Annotated in this window: 18 protein-coding genes and 1 pseudogene; 4 read left to right on the forward strand and 15 right to left on the reverse strand. The window is 60.1% G+C overall.

The window, feature by feature from the left end; genetic code table 11:
• Positions 1-52: 52 nt before the first annotated feature.
• Positions 53-1,765, reverse strand: a complete 1,713-nt coding sequence (locus tag AC1D2P_RS19475) for an amidase (protein ID WP_258666233.1) — start codon at positions 1,763-1,765, stop codon at positions 53-55.
• Positions 1,766-1,979: 214 nt separating this feature from the next.
• Between AC1D2P_RS19475 and AC1D2P_RS19480 the strand changes: the two genes are divergently transcribed.
• Positions 1,980-2,411, forward strand: coding sequence for a DUF1801 domain-containing protein (locus tag AC1D2P_RS19480; RefSeq protein ID WP_477757919.1), 432 nt, complete (start codon positions 1,980-1,982; stop codon positions 2,409-2,411).
• 115 nt (positions 2,412-2,526) lie between these two features.
• Positions 2,527-2,862 carry a hypothetical protein gene (locus AC1D2P_RS19485; protein WP_046030429.1) on the forward strand — a complete coding sequence of 112 codons (336 nt, stop codon included), beginning with the start codon at positions 2,527-2,529 and terminating at the stop codon, positions 2,860-2,862.
• Between the two features lie 106 nt (positions 2,863-2,968).
• Here the strand turns inward: AC1D2P_RS19485 and AC1D2P_RS19490 are convergent, their stop codons facing one another.
• The gene (locus tag AC1D2P_RS19490; RefSeq protein WP_109786711.1) at positions 2,969-3,265 is read right to left on the reverse strand and encodes a DUF7693 family protein; all 297 of its coding nucleotides are present in this window, start codon (positions 3,263-3,265) and stop codon (positions 2,969-2,971) included.
• A 93-nt stretch (positions 3,266-3,358) separates the two neighbouring features.
• Complete coding sequence (locus tag AC1D2P_RS19495; protein WP_477757881.1) at positions 3,359-3,928, reverse strand: thioesterase family protein; 570 nt, start codon at positions 3,926-3,928, stop codon at positions 3,359-3,361.
• A 105-nt stretch (positions 3,929-4,033) separates the two neighbouring features.
• Here AC1D2P_RS19495 and AC1D2P_RS19500 point away from each other — a divergent pair, with 105 nt between their 5' ends.
• Together AC1D2P_RS19500 and AC1D2P_RS19505 are read left to right on the forward strand one after the other, a co-directional pair.
• On the forward strand, positions 4,034-4,999 hold the full coding sequence (locus AC1D2P_RS19500) for a GlxA family transcriptional regulator (protein ID WP_477757880.1): 966 nt from the start codon (positions 4,034-4,036) through the stop codon (positions 4,997-4,999).
• A gap of 36 nt (positions 5,000-5,035) precedes the next feature.
• Entirely contained in the window at positions 5,036-5,425 is a 390-nt protein-coding gene (locus AC1D2P_RS19505; RefSeq protein WP_258666226.1) for a c-type cytochrome, read from the forward strand.
• 20 nt (positions 5,426-5,445) lie between these two features.
• Here AC1D2P_RS19505 and AC1D2P_RS19510 read toward each other — a convergent pair whose 3' ends face one another.
• The 12 genes and pseudogenes from AC1D2P_RS19510 to AC1D2P_RS19565 form a co-directional block, all read right to left on the reverse strand.
• The gene (locus AC1D2P_RS19510) at positions 5,446-6,252 is read right to left on the reverse strand and encodes an alpha/beta fold hydrolase (protein ID WP_477757879.1); all 807 of its coding nucleotides are present in this window, start codon (positions 6,250-6,252) and stop codon (positions 5,446-5,448) included.
• 118 nt (positions 6,253-6,370) lie between these two features.
• Complete coding sequence (locus AC1D2P_RS19515) at positions 6,371-7,636, reverse strand: MFS transporter (protein ID WP_046030414.1); 1,266 nt, start codon at positions 7,634-7,636, stop codon at positions 6,371-6,373.
• A 32-nt stretch (positions 7,637-7,668) separates the two neighbouring features.
• Positions 7,669-8,742, reverse strand: a complete 1,074-nt coding sequence (locus tag AC1D2P_RS19520) for a sugar phosphate isomerase/epimerase family protein (RefSeq protein WP_477757878.1) — start codon at positions 8,740-8,742, stop codon at positions 7,669-7,671.
• A 112-nt stretch (positions 8,743-8,854) separates the two neighbouring features.
• Positions 8,855-10,363, reverse strand: coding sequence for a MocR-like pyridoxine biosynthesis transcription factor PdxR (gene pdxR / locus AC1D2P_RS19525; protein WP_046030409.1), 1,509 nt, complete (start codon positions 10,361-10,363; stop codon positions 8,855-8,857).
• A 172-nt stretch (positions 10,364-10,535) separates the two neighbouring features.
• The gene (gene gltS, locus AC1D2P_RS19530; RefSeq protein WP_477811550.1) at positions 10,536-11,750 is read right to left on the reverse strand and encodes a sodium/glutamate symporter; all 1,215 of its coding nucleotides are present in this window, start codon (positions 11,748-11,750) and stop codon (positions 10,536-10,538) included.
• Positions 11,751-12,022: 272 nt separating this feature from the next.
• Entirely contained in the window at positions 12,023-13,285 is a 1,263-nt protein-coding gene (locus AC1D2P_RS19535; protein ID WP_411740755.1) for a methyl-accepting chemotaxis protein, read from the reverse strand.
• Positions 13,286-13,786 (reverse strand): annotated as a pseudogene (locus AC1D2P_RS19540) (PAS domain-containing protein); the annotation flags it as partial.
• Positions 13,787-13,835: 49 nt separating this feature from the next.
• Positions 13,836-14,132, reverse strand: coding sequence for a hypothetical protein (locus AC1D2P_RS19545; RefSeq protein ID WP_109786702.1), 297 nt, complete (start codon positions 14,130-14,132; stop codon positions 13,836-13,838).
• A 108-nt stretch (positions 14,133-14,240) separates the two neighbouring features.
• A complete protein-coding gene (locus AC1D2P_RS19550; RefSeq protein WP_109786701.1) occupies positions 14,241-14,741 on the reverse strand; it encodes a hypothetical protein in 501 nt (166 codons plus the stop codon).
• Positions 14,734-15,618 carry a transcriptional regulator gene (locus AC1D2P_RS19555; protein ID WP_109786700.1) on the reverse strand — a complete coding sequence of 295 codons (885 nt, stop codon included), beginning with the start codon at positions 15,616-15,618 and terminating at the stop codon, positions 14,734-14,736. Before AC1D2P_RS19555 ends, AC1D2P_RS19550 begins: the two co-directional genes overlap by 8 nt.
• A gap of 133 nt (positions 15,619-15,751) precedes the next feature.
• The gene (locus AC1D2P_RS19560; RefSeq protein ID WP_477757876.1) at positions 15,752-16,876 is read right to left on the reverse strand and encodes a response regulator; all 1,125 of its coding nucleotides are present in this window, start codon (positions 16,874-16,876) and stop codon (positions 15,752-15,754) included.
• A 184-nt stretch (positions 16,877-17,060) separates the two neighbouring features.
• On the reverse strand, positions 17,061-18,711 hold a 1,651-nt coding region (locus AC1D2P_RS19565; RefSeq protein WP_477811551.1), incomplete at its 5' end, for an Hpt domain-containing protein.

The following is an 18,711-nucleotide window of genomic DNA, read 5'->3' on the forward strand; positions in this document are numbered from 1 at the left end:
TGACTCGTTGGCCGGGAGAGGGGCATGTACAGCCCCAATCCCGGCCTTCTTTTTAGCGCTGACCCGACAACGCCGGGGTACGCGGCGGGATCAAGCGTTTTGTCCCGGTCGCTTCAAACGCCGACGCCAGGCGCAGCAGCGACGAATCGTCATAGGCGCGGCCGGCGAAGGTCAGCCCGACGGGCATGCCAATGTCCGGCATGACGCCCATCGGCACCGTGACCGTGGGAACGCCCAAGTGGCGGATGGCGAGGTTGCCGTTGGCCACCCAGACACCGTTGCTCCACGCGATGTCCGCGGACTGCGGATCGACATCGGCATTCGCCGGCCCAACGTCGGCGACGGTCGGGAACAGCACCGCATCGAGCCCCAGGCGATCCATCCACTCCTCAAGATCGATACGGCGCGTGTGTTCAAGCCCGCGCAAGCCATCCGGCACCGTGGTGATCTCATTCCATGGGGTGATGCCGCGCTCGGCCATCCGCACATACTCGTCCATGCCGGCGGCAAGGTCGCCCTCGCGGTTGGGCAGGGTGCCGGGGTCGTGCGGGAAAATCAGCGGTCCGTCGACGTCGACCAGACGGTTCAATGTCGGGTCGCCGTTGGCCTGGAGAAAATCATCGAACGCCCAGGCCGTCAGGTCCCACAACTCGTGGTGCAGGAACTCTTTAGAGACAATGCCGCGATTGAACACGGTCGGCGCGCCCGGACGGTCGCCTTCGCAGTTGGATACCAACGGGAAATCGACCTCGATGACTTCGGCGCCGGCGGCTTCGAGTGCCTGGCGAGCCGCTTCCCACAGTCCGATCACCGAGGCCCGGGTGTTGATTCGCTGCCCCGTTGGCCCGCCGATGCCCGGCGCTTCGCTGGTGCCTGCTTCCAGGTCCTTGTTGATGTACATGCGGGGCACGCCGAAACGCTTGCCGGCCAGTGCGTCAGGCTTCGCCGCCAGCTCGTGATAAGAGGCCGGGCGTACCGAGGTGACGCCCGGAATCGGCACCCAGGGCTGCATCCGCCACAGGTCGCCGCGGGTGTCGGGGTCTTCGGCCACGACCACGTCGAGCACCTCAAGCAGGTCGGCCATGGTTCTGGCAAACGGCACGACAACGTCCATGGTCGGGGTCAGCGGCCAGTTGCCGCGCACCGAAATCACCCCGCGCGATGGCGTGTAGGCGCACAAACCATTGTTCGAAGCGGGACCGCGTCCACTCGACCAGGTTTCTTCGGCCAGGCCAAACGCCGCGAAACTGGCAGCGGTGGCCGTGCCGGCACCGTTCGACGAACCCGAGGCGAACGGCGCGGTGAGGTAGTCAGCGTTGTACGGGCTTTCGGCGCGGCCATAGACCCCGCGTTGCATGCCGCCATTGGCCATGGGCGGCATGTTGGTCTTGCCCAGGCAAATGGCGCCGGCGCCGCGCAGCCGCTCGATGGTAAACGCATCGCGATAAGCGATCAGGTTGGCGAAGGCCGGGCTGCCGGACGCGGCGGTCAGGCCCTTGACCAGATAACTGTCCTTGGCCGTGTAGGGGATGCCATCGAGCGGCCCCAGCGTTTCGCCTTTGGCCCGGCGGGCATCGGATGCCTGCGCTTCCTTGAGTGCGTCGGGGTTACGCACCACGACCGCGTTGAGGGCGGTGGGTGTGTCCGCACCGTCGTAGGCATCGATCCGGGCGAGATAAGCATTGACCAACTCAACCGCGGTGGTCTGGCCGGATTCGAGCGCAGTGCGCAGTTGCGCAATGGAAACCTCGGTTACCTCAATCATGCTGTCACCGCCGACGGCTGGGAGACGTGGGATTTCGGAGCATCACTTGGCTGAAAATGGGTGTTCATATCAATTCTCGTTGCACTGCATTACGCGACAAGGGCTGGACGGGTGACCTGAGCGTCGCATTTTGGCATCAAGCCGGGAGCAGGGGAAACGCCCGGCAACTATCATGAGGCGGGTAAAAACCATCATGAAGAAGGTGACGACCATCATGAAGAAGGAAGCGAGCGCTGAAAAGGATGGCGAAGGGCAAGTGGCGGCCTCTGAGCTGATAGACGCGAGAATCAAGGAGCTGAGTGATTGGCGGGGCGAAACACTCGCCAGAATCCGGGCGCTTATTCGCCAGGCCGACCCCGAGGTGGTGGAGGAGTGGAAGTGGCGCGGTGTGCCGGTGTGGTCTCACGCTGGCATCATCTGCACCGGCGAGACCTACAAAAGCGTCGTCAAAATGACCTTTGCCCAAGGCGCTTCGCTGGAGGACCCTTCGGGTCTTTTCAACTCCAGTCTTGAAGGCAATACCCGACGAGCCATTGATGTGCATGAGGGTGAACAGCTGGATGAAACGGCATTGCAGGCACTGATTGGCGCCGCCGTGGCGCTCAATCTTTCGCGGGTGGCGGCTCGGCGAAAACCGGCCAAATGAACACGCGAGGCCGCTAAATCAAGTGTCTCGTGGTGATACCAATTGGCCATCAACTCCGTTAGAGTGTGCGCCGCCCGAGAGACGGATCCCGGGCACATTCTTATGGAGTTTTTCAGTGAAGTACCTCAGCAAAGTTGTTGCCGTCGCTCTGTTTGGCCTGGTTCTGGCGGGTTGCACCGGCACCCCGATGAATACCCAGCACTATGAAAGCAGCCAATACACGGTCCTCGGCCATAGCGAAGCAACCGCCACCGGCCTGCTGCTGTTCGGCGTCATCCCGATCCAGCAGAACAACCGTTTTATCCGCGCGCAGGACGCCGCGATCAAAGCCAAGGGCGGTGACGCGATGATCAACACCCAGGTGCAGGAAAACTGGTTCTGGGCCTGGGTCCTGACCGGTTACACCACCAAGATTTCCGGTGATGTGGTCAAGCTGAAAAACGTACAGTAAGCGCCGGGGCCTGCCGTTTGGCGGGTCTGCGTTGACCTGAAAAAGCCCGGCTTGGCCGGGCTTTTTCGTCTGCGGTGTTTGCCGATCTGAAAACCGGGCGCGGTGCTCAGCCTCCGGCCAGCAATCGCTCGATCTGCGTCAGTTCCCACGCGCTGAGAAAACTCACCGGGTCAGTGCCAAAACGTTGCCAGCTATCGAGGTCACCCTCGCGGCCATCGGGGCTGAGGCAATACTGACAGCGGCGCAAATGAATGCCATCGACATCGAGCGTCAGGCGCCAGCCTTCGATATCGACCTGCACCTGAGCGGGTTCGGGCTGTTCATCAAGGCGCAGAAAAGGGCGGATGCCCAGTGCGGCGTCACGCAATGTCTGGTAAACCTCACGGGCGGTCAGCGGTGGCACAGGTGTCTCCAGTGAAAGGTCGGTCAGGCGCCGATGCGCGCGGCACAGGATAGAGTCTGCGCCCGAGACTGTCAGCGGCTAACCCGCCGTTTCTTAAGCGACCTTCTGTGGACGCCGAATCGGCTGACCCTCTTCCTCGCGCAACTGAGCGCTCATGTCGTTGCAGCTTTGCGACCAGTCCGTCAGCCACGTCGGCATCGGCGGCGACTGCTCGTCCAATCCCAGCTCACGGGCAAACTCGCCGGGTGCCACCGTGCCTTTGCCTGCGCGGAACACACCGCGCATCACCACCACCCCGATCACACGCCCTTTGCTGACAAAACGGTGCTCCATGAAGCTCCACTTGTCGTCCCAGCCGAGCATCCGCGTGTGAATCTCGAACGCTTCGAACAGCTTCAACTCACGACGGAACTTGCCCCAGGTGTCCCCGACGATCGGCACGGCTTTGTTACGCAGCGCCACGCGGAATGCGCCGCTGCGAAGCACGTAATCCATGCGCCCGAGATCGGCCAGGGTGAAATAGCGACCATTGGTGACGTGGCGATTGAGGTCGAGGTCGAGCGGCCAGACGCGCAGACGGATAACCGTGGTGGCCATGGCGTCGACCGGCTTGCGCCACGGACGACGAAACAGCATGAGGAGCAGTCGGAACCAGAGATTCATAAGTACGCCGATGATTGAATGATCGGTGCACTTTATGCAGCGGGGATCGGGTAAGGTAGGTGCACAAATGACTTTTTACATGCGATATGCGCAATTGGATCATTTATGCACGTCACGCTTTTATTGACCAACCAATGTTCTGCCGCCAGCGCCACGATGGCGCTGGAAGTGCTCAGTGCCGCGAACCTGTTTGCGGACACGGCCAGCTCGCCGTTTGAAGTGGTCATTGCCTCTCTGGACGGTGAAGAGGTTGCCGCGTGGGGAGGGCAGACGCTGCGCGTGGACCAATCCACCCGCGAGATTGCGCAGACTGATCTGGTGCTGATTCCCGGTTTTCTCTTCACCCTCAAGGATGCCTTGCCGGCCTTTTCGGCGTATGGACCCTGGCTGCGTGAACAGCACGCTCAGGGTGCGGTGGTGGCGTCGATGTGTACCGCGGCGTTCATGCTGGCTGAAGCGGGTTTGCTCGACGGCGTTCGAGCCACCACGCACTGGGCGTTTGCCGACCTGTTTCGTCGTCGTTATGCCGACGTTTGCCTGGACGACTCGCAGATCATCTGCGAGGACAATCGTCTGGTCACCAGCGGTGGCGCGAGCGCGGCCATGGACCTGTTGCTGCACCTTGTGCGCCGGTTCGCGTCGCTGGAACTGGCGCAGAAATGTGGCAAATACCTGCTGGTCGACAGTGTACGCAGCGAGCAGTCGGTGTATGTGATGTGGTCACTGCCCAAGCAGCATGGTGATGCCGGCATCCTGCAGGTTCAAAACTGGCTGGAGCAGCACTTTGACCGTTCAGTGATGATTGATGACGTCGCCCGGCAGTTCGGATTCGGCATCCGAAACTTCAAGCGGCGTTTCAAGGACGCCACGGGGTACACGCCGATTACTTACCTGCAAACGCTGCGGCTGGAAAAGGCCAAACAGCTGCTTGAGACCACTCGCATGACCCAGGACAGCATCACGTATGCCGTGGGCTACGAAGATGGCAATTCTTTCCGTAGACTTTTCCGCCAGCGAGTGGGCTTGCTGCCCGCGGCTTACCGGAAGAAGTTTCAACCGGGCGCCCACTGATTGACGCGCCTGGCCTTACACCATTGGGAACAGAACATGCACAAAGCCGCCGTACTCACCTTGTCCTTGCTGCTTGGCGCAGGGGTATTCAGCCTTCAGGCACACGCGGCCGGCGATGCCGAAGCGGGGGCGACGCTGTTCAAGCGGATCTGCGGAGGATGCCATCAGGTCGGCGAATCGGCACGGGGTTCATTTGGTCCGCAGCTCAACGGCATCTTTGGACGACACTCCGCCAGTACCACGGACTACCAATATTCCGATGCGATGAAAGCCGCGAACATCATCTGGACCCGCGAAACACTGACCGCGTACCTCGAAGACCCGAAAAAGGTGGTCCCCGGCACCCGGATGATTTTCTGGGGGCTCAGCGATCCGGAAAAGATCGAAAACCTGTTGGCCTACCTGCAAACCTTTCAACCGCGGTAGTGTCTTGCAAGATCAGGCACTCAGCCGGCGTTCGATTCCAGGTGTTGTTTGACCACGTCCAGCACTTCGTTCGGCGCTTCACGATGGGGGACGTGATGACGGTTTTTCAGGATTACGCTTGTGCTCGACGCCGTTCCCAGCGTGGCAATCCGCTGCGGGTGCAACACGGACCCGTACTCGTCGTTCTCGCCATGTAGCACCAGCAACGGGCACTGAATCGAGGCTGCGCTGCTTTCGAGGGTCCATTGCTCGAAGGCCTTTGATAACCAGGTCTCTGTCCAGGCAGACAGCACCCAGGCGGCCTTGTCGCCGTGGTACTTGTGCAACCGCTCCATTTGCCCCGGCTCCTCGAACTGGGCTTTGGCAATGCGAATGCCGTTCAACGTCCGGTCTTCAACAAATGCTTGAGCCGACTCGGTGATCAACGACTGGCAACTGTGCGGATACAGCGCCGCGCACGTCGCCGCCATTGCCCCGCCAACGCTGTGACCGAAGGCCACGAACCGGTCGATTTGCCATTGATCGCGAAGCAGCGGAAAGAAGCATTCAGCTTCATCCCGAATAAATCGAGTGGGCAGGTCACCGGGGTAGGCATCGGACTGCCCGAAGCCGAGCCGGTCGTAGGCGACAACTATGCGCCCCGTGGCCTGGCACAGTTGTTCTGGAAAATCCCGCCACAGTGCGACGCAACCCAGAGAGTCATGAAACAGAATGATCGGTGGCTGGGCCGTTTCGGCACGCTCGCCGGCAGGCGACCAGCGTTGGGAGAACAAACGACCGTGAGGCGTCTCGATCCAACGGGTTTCTTCACTGACAAACAACGGCATTGCTGACCTCGACCTGGCGCTCAAGCGGATAACAGATCACGCAGCGTACCCGTTTTGAACCAGCGCTTGAACAGCTGCCGGAAGAGAAGAGGGTCCCTTCCGGCAGCTCCGGAGCTGATCAGGCTTGTGCTGCGCTCACCCCGCCAGTCGCCGTGGATTTTTTGCGCACCGATTGATACAGCAGGCTGGACACCATGAAGCCGATAATGGCCAGCACGCTCATCAGGCTGAAGACATAGTTGTAACCCTGTTCACCGGGGAAGTGATCGAGGATGGCGCCATAGATGACGTAGGCGAACATGCCCGGTGCGTAGCCGATCAGGCAACCGATGCCGAAGGCCGAGCCGGTGATGTGTTGAGGAATGCCGACTTCACCCATGGGCGCCCAGAACACGCCGCGCATTGAGAACACGATCAGCGCGAACGACAGGGTGGCGGCCATGCCCGCGTAGATGAAGCTCGGGCTTTTCGGGATCAGCATGATGACGCCCATCAAGGGCAGCAGCGCCAGGAAGGCCCACTTCAGGTAGCGGCTGGTGCTCTTGAATTGTTTGTCGGCGATGAAGCCGCCGGCAGGGCCACCGAGGATCTTGAGGAAGTATTGGTTGATGATGCCGTAGGCGCCCACCAGTGCCACGGGCAACCCGTACATTTCCTTGAGGTAGGGAATGAAATAGGTCAGGCCGCAGTAGACGATGTAGACCATGAACACGTTGAGGCTGACCAGCCAGATACCCGGTACCTTGATCGCCTCGACCAGGTTCGCCAGGCCGTTTTTCGGTTTGGCCACCGACTGCGCGGTGCCACCCTTGAGCAGGAACCAGGTGACGGTCCCGGCGAGGATGTCGATCACCGAGTAAAACAGGATGGCCGATTTCAGGCCGGCTTCGCCCGACCCCATGGCGACGAACACGCCCAGCGCGGAAAAAGCCACCAGGGTATCGATCACACCACGTCCGCCTTCCAGCAGGCCGAACAACCGGCCTTGTTCCTGATCGTCACCCAGGTTGCGAATCGCCTTGAGCAGCGAAGGCCAGAAGATGCAGTCGGCACAGACCGCCAGCAGGCTGAACACGATCAGCAGGTTGCTGAAGGGTGGAAAGGTCGCCAGGTACAACCCCAGACCACCCGTACCGATCAGGCCGATGGGGATCAGTTTGCGGGTATCGTAGCGATCGGCGAGCAGCCCGCCGACGACGAACAACGCCGTGGCAATGATGGCGTTGGCACTCAGCAACATGCCGATTTCAGTGTGGGTCAGGCCCATGAATTCCTGCATGGGCACATAGAAGGCGTCCTTTAGGTTTGCCAGTTTGTAGATGGTGCCGCCACCGAGGATGAGGATCAGGAATCTGAACCATTTGGCCTTGTTTTGAATTGTCATTATTGTTCTCCGGGCGTATCGGGTCGTCAGGTTCAGGCGTGGGAGGAGTGGGCCAGGGTCAGTTCGGCCAGGGTGCGAAGTTCGGCTAGCAGGCTGCGCACATAGGCCACCTGGTTGTTCGCCCAGCGGTGTTCATCGGCGAGCATTCGCTCAAGCGAGTAGCCATTGGGGAGCGGTGTGTCGCTCATTTCCCGATAGACAATGAAGGGGTCAGTCGCCTCGTCGGTCTGACGGAAGGCCGGGGCCACATAGTGGTTTTCCTGCTCAAGAATGAACGCGATCACCTGAGGAGTGGCTGCGTCACCCAGCATCAACAGTTCGAACAGCATGCGGGCGCTGGGCAGGTCGTCTTCGTCGCTGCCCTGCAGCACGCCGTAGTGGCCAAAACCGTTTTGCTCGGGCACAACGCGCACGCCCTTGAGGTGGGTCTGGCGGATGTGTGGCGCCAGATTGCGCAGCGCCTGTAAAGGCTGCTCGCAGGCATTGATCATGTTGCCGAAGTCGAACAACGCGTGCAGGCGAGGGTGGTCGAGTCGCTTGAGCAGTTGCGCGATCTCGCCGCTCTTGAGTTCTTCATGCTGCTCGAAATCGAAGTACAGGTCGTGCTCGTCGGCCTGCTGCGCCAGGTAGTGCAGGTCGGTCTCGATCACGTCCATGACGCGCGACAGCGCGCCCTCATAACGTGAGTAAACGCGGATGTTGCGTACTCCCAACGCCCTGGCGATGGCGATCACCTGGTCGACATCTTTTTTCAGTGTGCTGCTGATTTCCAGGTGCACATCCAGCCCCAGCGCCTTGGCCTTGTTGGCAAATGCTTGCAGTTGCTCGGGGGACATTTGGCTCAGGCTGTTTTCCTCACCGTCCAGCAGGTGCAGGCTCAGCCCCTGCAACTCGTGGCGATAGGCGAAGTCCAGCAGGTCGGCGGGGGTGACGCGGCCGTGGGTGAGGTTGGTCAGCAGCGGGTAGGCGTGGGCAAACAGGCGCATATGCCCCAGACGTTCGAGCAACTGCCGGGCCAGTGCTTCGGTCAGTACCGGGGCTGTACCGTCCTCGACCACGTTGTGGCTCAGCAAGGCGTTGAATCGTTCCTGGATCTTATTGTTCATTAGAGTCGTTCCTGGTTCAGACACCGGGTCTACCGGCGCAGCCTTTATCGCGCCAGTCAGGAACTCTCGATAGATCCATTATCAGTTAATTCATAAGACCACTTGCCTTGCTTCAAGTGATTTGCGGCAGGCACCCGATTGCGGACAAGGCCCGGGCCAGCGCTTCGACGCGTTCGCGGGCCTGGTTTTCCGACGTACCGGCAAAGCCGATCAACAGGGCCGGCGGCAGGACATGTGTGATGCGGTAGTCGCTCAGTGCATAGGTGTGGATGTTGTGTCCGGCCAACGCCTTGGCGATGGCGTCGTCATCGAGCTCGGTCGGCAGCCAGGCGATCAGGTGCATGCCAGCCTCCACCGGGGTGATCTTGAAGAAGTTGCCGAGCTGCTTTTCGAGCTGCTCGATCAATGCCTGCTGGCGAGCCTGATACAGCGCACGCATGCGACGGATATGCCCCAGGAAGTGGCCTTCGATCATGAAGTCCGCCGTCGTCGCCTGAAGCAGCGTGGGCGGGCTGCGATCCATGACTGCGCGCAGGGTGCAAAAGGGTTCGACCAGGGCTTTTGGCAGAATCACGTAACCCAGGCGCAGCGACGGGAACAGTACTTTGCTGAAGGTGCCGACGTAGATCACCCGGGCCATCTGGTCCATGGCGTAGAGCGCCGGAAGGAGGCGGCCGCTGTAGCGAAACTCACTGTCGCAATCGTCCTCGATGATCCAGCTCTGATGTTGCGCGGCCCAGTCAATCAGGGCCTGGCGTCGCGCATAGCTCAGGGTGACGCCCAATGGATGCTGGCGAGAAGGGGTGGTGAACACCAGGCGGGCGTCGGGGCACTCGTCCAGGCCTTGCTGGACATCGATGCCCTGTTCATCGATACGCAACGGCACCACGCGGGCGCCTTGGGCTTGCAAGGCAATGCGCGCGGCGATGTGGCCCGGGTCTTCCATCCAGACGCTGTCCTGCGGATTGAGCAGCAACATGCCCAGCAGGTTGAACGCTTGCTGCGCACCGGAAACGATCACCACTTGCCCGGCATCACAGTCGATGCCACGGGCGTCGAACACGTATTCGGCAATCGCCGTGCGAAACGCCTGCAAGCCTTGCAGCTCGCCATAGCCGAGCATGGCCTTGGTCGGCTTCAGCAGGTGGCGGTTCATCAGGCGTCGCCAGATGGCTTGGGGGAAGGCATCGTAAGTGCTGTGGCTGGGCAAGAAGGAGGTCGGGGTCGCGGGGTCCCAGTCGGCATAAGACACCCCGCGAAAATGATCGCTACGCAGCGACAGCATCGACTGGCTCAAGTCGGACAGGCGCGGAGGTGGGCGCTGTTGCCCATCGTCGGTGATACCGCGATTTTCCCACTCGTTGCCGACATAGGTGCCGGCGCCGGTGCGCGAGGCCAGGAAACCTTCAGCAATCAGTTGATCGAACGCATTGAGAATGGTGATCCGCGACAGCGCCAGTTCCTTGCTCAGGGTCCGGGTCGACGGCAAGCGCACGCCGCCCTGGAGCCGGCCACTGAGTACCTGTTTGCGAATCTGCAGGTACAACTGGCGGTACAAGGGGATGGCGCTGGCACGGTCCAGTTCGATAGCCGACAGCAGCAAACCTGCGGGGGATTTCATGACATGGCTCGTCTGGGTGGAGGAGGGTTTTACCGTCGGGCGACGTGGCGTGCAAGGGTATCGAGCGACGCCGGATAAGTCATCCACCCCGGGAGTTTGTCATTTTACGCTCGCGGCTCAGGCGTCATGGGTCGACGCCGAGCCGGGCTTTGATCGATCGAAGGGGCCGTCGCTAAATACCACTGAACAGGCCGATGATCACGGCATTGACCAGGTCAATGAAGAAGCCACACACCAGCGGCACGATCAGGAAGGCTTGGTGGGCTGCGCCGTATTTTTGCGTCACGGTGGTCATGTTGACGATGGCCGTCGCCGTGGAGCCAAGGGCAATCCCCCCGAATCCGGAAGCAATCACGCTGGCTTCGTAATTGCGTCCCATAAAGCGGAACACCACAAAATACGTGTAGAGCACCGTCAGCAGAATTTGCAGGGTCAAGGCGCACAGAATGAACATCAGCGCGCCGCTGAGCTGCCACAGCTGAAGCCCCATCAGGGCCATGGTCAGGAACATGCCCAGGCAGATGTCGGAGATCAGCGCCAGCCCCAGGCTGGCGCCGCTCCAGGTTTTCAGCCGTTGATCACCGACCACGGCGAGAACGATGTGGTGAATGACGATACCCGCGAACAGACAACTGACGAATTTGGGCAGGGTGATGCCGGCGTTTTCCAGCAGCAGGTTGAGTCCATAGCCGAGCATCAGGGTCAGGTTGAGCCACATCCACGCCCAGAGCACATCGTAGTAGTCCAGGCCCTTGCTCGGTTGTTGCTCGAGAATGCCGACTTCCAGCGTCGCATCCCCGGAAGTCTTCAGGTGATAACGGCTGATCAGTCGATTGGCGATAGGGCCGCCGATCACGCACGCGGCTATAAGCCCGACGGTGTTGCTGGCCATGCCCAGTTCATGGGCGTTACTGATGCCCAGTTTTTCGATGAAAAGCGGCGCCCAGGCCAGCGTGGTACCCGCCCCACCCGTGAGGGAAATGGAGCCCACCATCAATCCTGCCTTGGGATCTAGCCCGAATGCCTCGGCCACCCCCATGCCCAGCGCGTTTTGCAGGACGATGAACACACCGGCGAGCAACAGCAGGACCAGTAGCGGGCGTCCACCCTTGAGCAGTTGGCGCATGTCCGATTTCAAGCCAATGCCGGCAAAGAAATAGAGCAGCAGGGTGTCGCGAACCTGCAGGTCGAATTCGATCTGGATCTTGAGTCCGAAGTACAGCAGGCTCGTCACCGCCGCACAGACGAAGCCACCGACAACCKATTCGGGAATACAGTATTGGCGGAGCAAGGTGCTGCGCTGGACAAGGGTTTTGCCGAGGAACAGCAGGAGGATGGCGAGGGTAAAACTCACGAGGCCGTGAACCGAAAAGAGCTGGGGAGTCATGTCAACCTGCCTAAAAATCTAAAAGCATTATCAGGATTCACCGTTCAATGTTCAGACCTTTATCAATGAACGGGGGATACAGCCAGGCAGTCTGGTCAGCGCCTTCCCGCTGCCCTCAATGCACGCCTGGCCAGTTCAGGTCGCTGCCCGATCACTCAGTAAACGCCTGATGCTTACACCCCAGTGTGTTGCATATTCCCGTTCCATTGATAGCCGATAGCTGCCAGTCAAGACCGGCAGCAGGCAGCCATGGAGATTAGTTGCTTTTTTGGCTATCGGTTGAAACGTTCGGCCAGGCTGTGCAGGTAATCGGCCATTCCCTCGAGATCGCGGCTGATCGCGGCGCCTTGCTCGGCCTGCCCGGCACTGTGGTCACACAGTTGCGCGATGCGCGTGATCTGTTGATTGATATCTTCCGTCACGTGACTTTGCTGCTCTGATGCCGATGCCATTTGCTGGCTCATGGCGGTGATGCGGCTGACGGCTTGACTGATGCCGACCAGCGCCGACTGCACCGCCTCGACACGCTGCATGCTGTCGCGGGAAATCTGCTCGCCCCGGGCGGCCGTGGAGACGGCGCGATCGGCTCCGTTGTTCAGCGACGCGATGAAGCCATGGATCTGCTCGGTGGAGGTGCGGGTGCGCTGTGCCAGGGAGCGCACCTCGTCGGCAACCACTGCAAAACCCCGGCCTTGTTCACCTGCCCGGGCCGCCTCGATCGCTGCATTGAGCGCCAACAGGTTGGTCTGTTCGGCAATGGAAGTGATGACATCCACGACACTGCCGATCGATTGCGTCTCGCTCGCCAATGCGTTGACCGCCAGGCCGATTTCGTTGACGGCCTCATTCATCGCTTCCATGGCGTGCAGGCTTTGCCGGGCCAGCTCACTGCCTTCTTGAGTCAACTGGTCGGCTTCGGACGCGGCATGCGCCGTCGTGATGACGTTTTGAGTCACCTCCTGATTCGTTGCCGCCATCTGCGCGATGGCGGCGGCGGACTGATCCGTTTCACTGCGCTGGCGATCAAGCGACTGCGCTTGCGAGCCGGACAGTTCGGATGACTGTGCTGCCTTGGCCTTCACGCTGATCCCGGCATCGACAAGCCGGCTCAACGCCGTTTGCAAACGGGCTTCCTCGCTGAGCATGGCCATGTCCAGCCGGCCTTGGGGGCCGTAGTTGTCGCTGTAGGTCAGCGCGACCAACGGGTCGGCAAATGCTTTTGGATGCTCGGCGAGGGTGCGCTCGATGGAGCTGCGATGTCGGGACTCGATGCGGTACCAGGCAAGACTCAGGCTCGCCACCAGGACACATTGAGCCGCCGTGTCCGGTAGCCAATGAGCACCCAGCAGTGAGAGCACGCCAGCCGCGAATAATGGAAAACCGTTTCGCAGTGGCCGCAGAATCCGGGCACTGCGCGCCACAATCGGCTTGCCGGCGCGCATCCTTGCATAGAGCGCTGATGCCCGACGGACCTGGTCGCGGCTGGGCACCGAGCGTACCGACTCGTAACCACTCATTCGCCCGTTTTCATACATGGGCGTGACGTAGGTATTGACCCAATAAAAATCGCCATTTTTCGAGCGGTTTTTTACAATCCCCATCCAGGGTTTGCCTTGCTTGAGGGTGTGCCACATATGAATGAATACCCCGGGTGGCATATCGGGGTGTCGAATCAGGTTATGAGGCTGGCCGACCAATTCGTCGGCAGTGAACCCGCTGATGGCCACAAATGCGTCATTGCAGTAAGTGATTCGGCTATCAAGGTCGGTCGTGGAGATCAAACGCTGGTTGGCAGGGAACGCTCTTTCTTGGTCAGTGACGGGCAGATTCACACGCATTAACGCGATCCTTTTGCGGATTATTATTCTGGTGTTGAGCGTGTAAATCGGAACCATGGCGCACGGCAAGCACTGAACAGTGCTTGTGCTACAACATCCCCTTGTACTCGTTTCAGCGTGGCACCGATTCAGCTCGCGATTCGTTCTACGCGTTTTTTCGGGTGGGCAGCCGTACATTCGGCGACAGTTTTTTTTCATTTCATGACAGGTTCACGGCGCTGACGTGGAGTGTTGCGCCGTGTTCACGCTATTGGTTTTTGCACTCCGACACCACCACTTGGCAGGTGTTGGGCGTGCCCCCGGACCGGCCGGCATAGCGCATGCAGTTGTTCATGGATTTTTGCTGAGCAATGTTCAAGGTGGCGCCCCAGGCCAGGCCGCCCTCGCCAGCTGTGGGGAGCGATTTTGCGTAGCAATTTGAGCCGGCGACCTGATAGGGGTCCCTGGAGTGTTTACCTGAACATCCCGCCGTCAGCGCCAGGCTGATGGCGAGCAGGCAGGGGAGAACCCATGACCCGCATTGGCGCGCTGCTGTTTTGGTCATTGCGTTTCCCCCGATCAAGAGGCTGAAGGCGTGTCCTTCCTTTCAAAGATTAGACGCTCTCGCGCCTGCCTTTAGATCGGTTTAGCGGGTATGGGGCGTTTATCGCTGTCATCGTTTGCTGCACAGAATGAACATGTCGTTGCCATCATCGAACAGGTAACGCGTCTGTGACAGCGAGCGCATCCAGTAACTCACGCTGGTGTCCGAGCGGAAGATAAACAGGCCGAGTGTCCCCGCCAGCTCAGGCGTTGCGCTGTCCGCTTCGCCCTTGGCGCTCCGTACGACAGTGACCTGCAAGCGGTGTCCCTGTTGTTGCACCCTAAAGGCACTATTGCGGCGCAGGGTGTCAATTTCAGCACCGGAGCCGGTATCGATCAGTTGGGCCACCATGCGCATGTGACTGAGCCCGGTGGGCCTCAAGTCCAGTCTGAAGCGCGTCGTCAGCCACGCAGCAGGCAATGCCGAGGGCACTTGATGCGCGCTCTCCCCGGTGCACCAGAAGTCCAGGTTGGCCTTGTGCTCGCCCGTCAGGCGTCCCAGTGCAACACCCAAAAGCCCCACGACGACGAAGGCCAGGCACCAAGCTGAGATGGCGGCGCGTCTAGTCATGTTGTTGTACACCGATGCAGCGACTGCTCGCCGTTTCCAGCGCGCCATCGCAGAGAATCTGATCGGCTCCCCGACGCGACGGTAACAAGTACAGGTGCATGTTTTGCGTCGAAAGACCTAGAATCCCCGCCAGTTTTCGACTGTTCTCGACCATCAATTGCAAGTGGGGCGCCACTGGCGGCTGTACGTCCTGAGTGGGCAAGTGCACGAGCACATCATCCATCGTTACGGGAGCGGCGAACGCTGGCGGTTCCACTTCAAGCGGCGGTGCCAGCCAGATTCTTCCCAGCACAAATGCACAGGCTCCCCACACGGGTAATGCGAGCCACAAGTGCCACCGCCTTGGGGTTGCAATCGCAGACGTAGGTATCGGACCGGGAGCGGGATCCGTTGAGGCAGGGATTGGCTTGATCGAAGGCGGTTCGCCAGCTTCTCCCTCTGTATCAGCGATGGCCGATACAGCAGGCTCAAGGGGCAGGGGGGCTTCGTTGCCAGTGACCATCGTGCATGATGGCAGCGCCGGTTTCGGGTGCGCAGTCAACTCTTCGACTGTCACCCCGTCGGCAAGCTTGTAGCCGATGCGTGGCAAGGTCTGGATGAATTCTCGATCAGGCTGCAGTTTTTCCAGCGCCAGCCGCAATTGGCGGACCACCTGGGCCAGGCTGTTGTCGGTCACTTCCAGCCCGTATTGTCCCCATGCCCCGGCCATCAGTTCGCGCTTGCGAACCACAGAACCCCCGGACCTGAGCAGCATGGCCAGGCATCGGCTGGCGATTGCACCCAGGCGCAAAGGCTCCTCATTGGCGGCGTCGACACGAAACAACAGGAAGTTGTTCTCGTCGAACACCAAGTGTTCATCAATCAGCAGTTGGCCCATGGCGAGCTTCCGTGCGTGGCAAGAAGACAAGTCGGATTCGTGTCGTTGGCTTCTAGAGTTAAGCGGCCATTCCTTGCTTTGGCCAACCTCTGCGCTGAATAGGTGGCGAGCTCAGTCGTTGTTTGCCAGTGGTCTACCCGGCCAAGGCCTCAAGGGCATCCTCGGCAGGGGCGTCGGCATAGCGCTCGGCGATCCGCTCAAACTCTTTTTCCAGGTCGATGAAGGCGGCCACCACATCCGGATCAAAATGCCGTCCGGCACCCTCGCAGATGATCGCGAATGCCTTCTCGTGGCACATCTGCGACTTGTATACCCGTCGGCTGATGACCGCGTCGTAGACATCGGCAACCGCCATCAAGCGGGCGCTGACAGGAATGGCGTCACGGGCCAGGCCATTGGGATAACCGCTGCCATCCCATTTTTCGTGGTGACACAGGGCAATTTCCTTGGCGATGCGCAGGAACGGCACCTGCGCGCCCAACAGTTCCTCGGCATGTACCAGGGCCTGGTAACCCAACTGGGCGTGGGTCTTCATGATTTCGAACTCGGCGGGTTCAAAGCGCCCCGGTTTGAGCAGGATATGGTCAGCAATACCGACCTTGCCGATATCGTGCAGCGGCGCCGACTTGAATATCAACTCAATGCTTTGATCATCCAGATGCGCGCTGAATCGCGGGTGTTCGCTTAATTTTTCTGCCAATAGCCGAACATAGTGCTGTGTGCGCCGCAGGTGGTTGCCTGTCTCGTTGTCGCGAGTCTCGGCCAGCGAGGCAAGGGCCAGGATGGTCACGTCATGGGTGGCCTGCAGCTCACGGGTTCGCGCCAGGACTTCCTGGTCGAGGTAGGCATTGTGCGAACGCAACAGGTCCGTCGTCGCCTTGAGGCGCAACTGTGTCTGCACCCGTGCGAGCAGAATGGCTGGATTGATCGGCTTGAACAGATAGTCCGCAGCTCCCAGTGCGAAACCGTGACACTCATCCTCGTGCTGAATCCTGGCGCTCAGAAACATCACCGGCACATCACGTGTCTGCGGATTCTGCTGGAGACGACGACAAACCTCATAGCCATCCATTTCGGGCATCATCACATCCAGCAGAATCAGGTCGGGTATCGTCCGATCGACGATCTTCAAGGCCTGGGCACCGCTGGTAGCAATTCGTACGTGATAAAGCTCACGCAACAGCTCACTGATCAGCTGCAGATTGGCCGGCACATCGTCGACCACCAGCACGATGGGTCTTTGGGTTGAGCTGTTCACGGGGTTTCCTTGTGACGGCAGTCACGGATGTGTCGATAAAGTACTTTCAGTAACGCATGCCACTTGCACCTCTGCTCTGAAATGGACTGAGCCTTTTCCGCCGGGTGCTGAAAAACGCTGAAAACTTCTGAACAGCCTGCTTTTGAGGTCATGAAGTGCGTGTTGCCTCAACGTTTCTATTCGTTCATTGCGCGGGTTCCACCGCCTGCATCGCCTCCTTCAGACAGACCTGCGCCCGCTCAAAATCGAAACGTTTCACCGCGTCGTCCAGTGGCTGGAAGCGTTGCGCGAACGCGCCTCGCAATACACCCGCATTTGAGGACAAATAGGGCACTGCCTGCGCATCAAAATCACTCAGCAGGGTTTCGAGATGTCGGCAGATCCGTCGTAACTCGACGTAGTCGACCGCTGTCGGTGCCGTCTCGATTTCACCGGGCAACCGCTCCCGCATTTGCCCCAGCAGGGCTTCCAAGGGTTCAGACAATGCCTGAAGAGCGATTTGCAGCGCTTCATTGGGGCGCTTTGTGCGAAGTGCTTGCTCCAACTCGTTTGCCGCCTGCGCGACGATGTCGGCACCGATGGTCGCTGACACGCCTTTGCAGCTATGGGCCAACAGTTCGGCTTTAGCCAGGTCACCCTGCATCAACGCCGTGCGTAACTGCTTGAGCAAGTGGCTCTGGTGGGTCTGGTAACTGCGCAGCAAATTCGCATACAGAGTGTGCCGGCCCAGTACCCGTCGCAGGCCCGCAACCGTGTCCACGCCGTCGAGTTTGAAGCTCGCCTCGGCGCAACTCTGCGTTGCCAACGGCGCCAGCGCCGCGTCGCACGCAGGCTGGACCGATGTCTCAGGCTGCCAGCGACGCAACACCGCGTAGAGCGTCTGCGGTTCGAAGGGTTTGCTGACAAAGTCATTCATGCCGGCTGCCAGACAAGCGTCTTGATCACGCTGGCTCGCATTGGCGGTAATGGCAATGACGGGCAGTGTGTCCATGCCGGGCAACCGACGCAGCAGGCGGGTGGCCGTCAGACCATCGAGCACCGGCATCTGCATGTCCATGAATACCAGGTCGTAGCGCTCCTCGGCCAATCGATCCAGCGCCTGGCGGCCATCCGTCGCGATTTCGACCCGACAACCGGCCGCCCGCAGAAATTCGGTGGCCACTTGCTGGTTTAACTCGTTGTCTTCCACCAGTAAAACGCGGGTCCCTTCGGTCGCCTGCCAGTCGCTGTGATGCTCCGCTGCGCACAGGCCTTCAATGACCGTGTCGCGGGCCAACAACAGGCGCACCTCAAACCAGAAATGACTGCCTTCCCCCAGCACGCTCTGAACACCCACCTGACCGCCCATCAACTCGGACAGCTGTTTGGCGATGGCCAGCCCCAGGCCCGTGCCACCAAAGCGTCGTGTGGTGGAGGCATCGGCCTGCTGGAAGCTCTGGAACATGTGTTTCAACTGCTCGGACGACAGGCCGATGCCGGTATCGCTCACGCTGAAGCAAAGCAAGGCGTCATCGGCGGCGGCCTGGCGCAGACTTACTTCAATACGGATCTGCCCACGTTCGGTGAATTTCACCGCATTACTCAGGTAGTTGAGTAATATCTGCCGCAGTCGCAGCGGATCGCCACACACGCGATCGGGTACGTCCGCCCCCATGTTGAGCCGCACATCCAGGCCTTTATCGGCAATACGCGCACGTACCTGGTCAAGGGCTTCCTCCAGCAGTTGGGTCAGGCTGAAGTCGCGGACCTCCAGTTGAAGCTTGCCGGCCTCGATCTTGGAAAAATCCAGAATATCGTCAAGCACGCCCAGCAAATGGCGGCTGGAGCTCTGTACC

This window comes from Pseudomonas sp. P1_F1_2, from assembly GCF_056405815.1.

What these genes read in the sequence shown, in the direction of transcription:
- AC1D2P_RS19475 (WP_258666233.1), bottom strand. Translation starts at nt 1,765, where the DNA reads ATGATTGAGGTAACCGAGGTTTCCATTGCGCAACTGCGCACTGCGCTC.
- AC1D2P_RS19480 (WP_477757919.1), top strand. Translation starts at nt 1,980, where the DNA reads ATGAAGAAGGAAGCGAGCGCTGAAAAGGATGGCGAAGGGCAAGTGGCG.
- AC1D2P_RS19495 (WP_477757881.1), bottom strand. Translation starts at nt 3,928, where the DNA reads ATGAATCTCTGGTTCCGACTGCTCCTCATGCTGTTTCGTCGTCCGTGG.
- AC1D2P_RS19500 (WP_477757880.1), top strand. Translation starts at nt 4,034, where the DNA reads ATGCACGTCACGCTTTTATTGACCAACCAATGTTCTGCCGCCAGCGCC.
- AC1D2P_RS19505 (WP_258666226.1), top strand. Translation starts at nt 5,036, where the DNA reads ATGCACAAAGCCGCCGTACTCACCTTGTCCTTGCTGCTTGGCGCAGGG.
- AC1D2P_RS19510 (WP_477757879.1), bottom strand. Translation starts at nt 6,252, where the DNA reads ATGCCGTTGTTTGTCAGTGAAGAAACCCGTTGGATCGAGACGCCTCAC.
- AC1D2P_RS19515 (WP_046030414.1), bottom strand. Translation starts at nt 7,636, where the DNA reads ATGACAATTCAAAACAAGGCCAAATGGTTCAGATTCCTGATCCTCATC.
- AC1D2P_RS19520 (WP_477757878.1), bottom strand. Translation starts at nt 8,742, where the DNA reads ATGAACAATAAGATCCAGGAACGATTCAACGCCTTGCTGAGCCACAAC.
- pdxR (WP_046030409.1), bottom strand. Translation starts at nt 10,363, where the DNA reads ATGAAATCCCCCGCAGGTTTGCTGCTGTCGGCTATCGAACTGGACCGT.
- AC1D2P_RS19535 (WP_411740755.1), bottom strand. Translation starts at nt 13,285, where the DNA reads ATGTATGAAAACGGGCGAATGAGTGGTTACGAGTCGGTACGCTCGGTG.
- AC1D2P_RS19545 (WP_109786702.1), bottom strand. Translation starts at nt 14,132, where the DNA reads ATGACCAAAACAGCAGCGCGCCAATGCGGGTCATGGGTTCTCCCCTGC.
- AC1D2P_RS19550 (WP_109786701.1), bottom strand. Translation starts at nt 14,741, where the DNA reads ATGACTAGACGCGCCGCCATCTCAGCTTGGTGCCTGGCCTTCGTCGTC.
- AC1D2P_RS19555 (WP_109786700.1), bottom strand. Translation starts at nt 15,618, where the DNA reads ATGGGCCAACTGCTGATTGATGAACACTTGGTGTTCGACGAGAACAAC.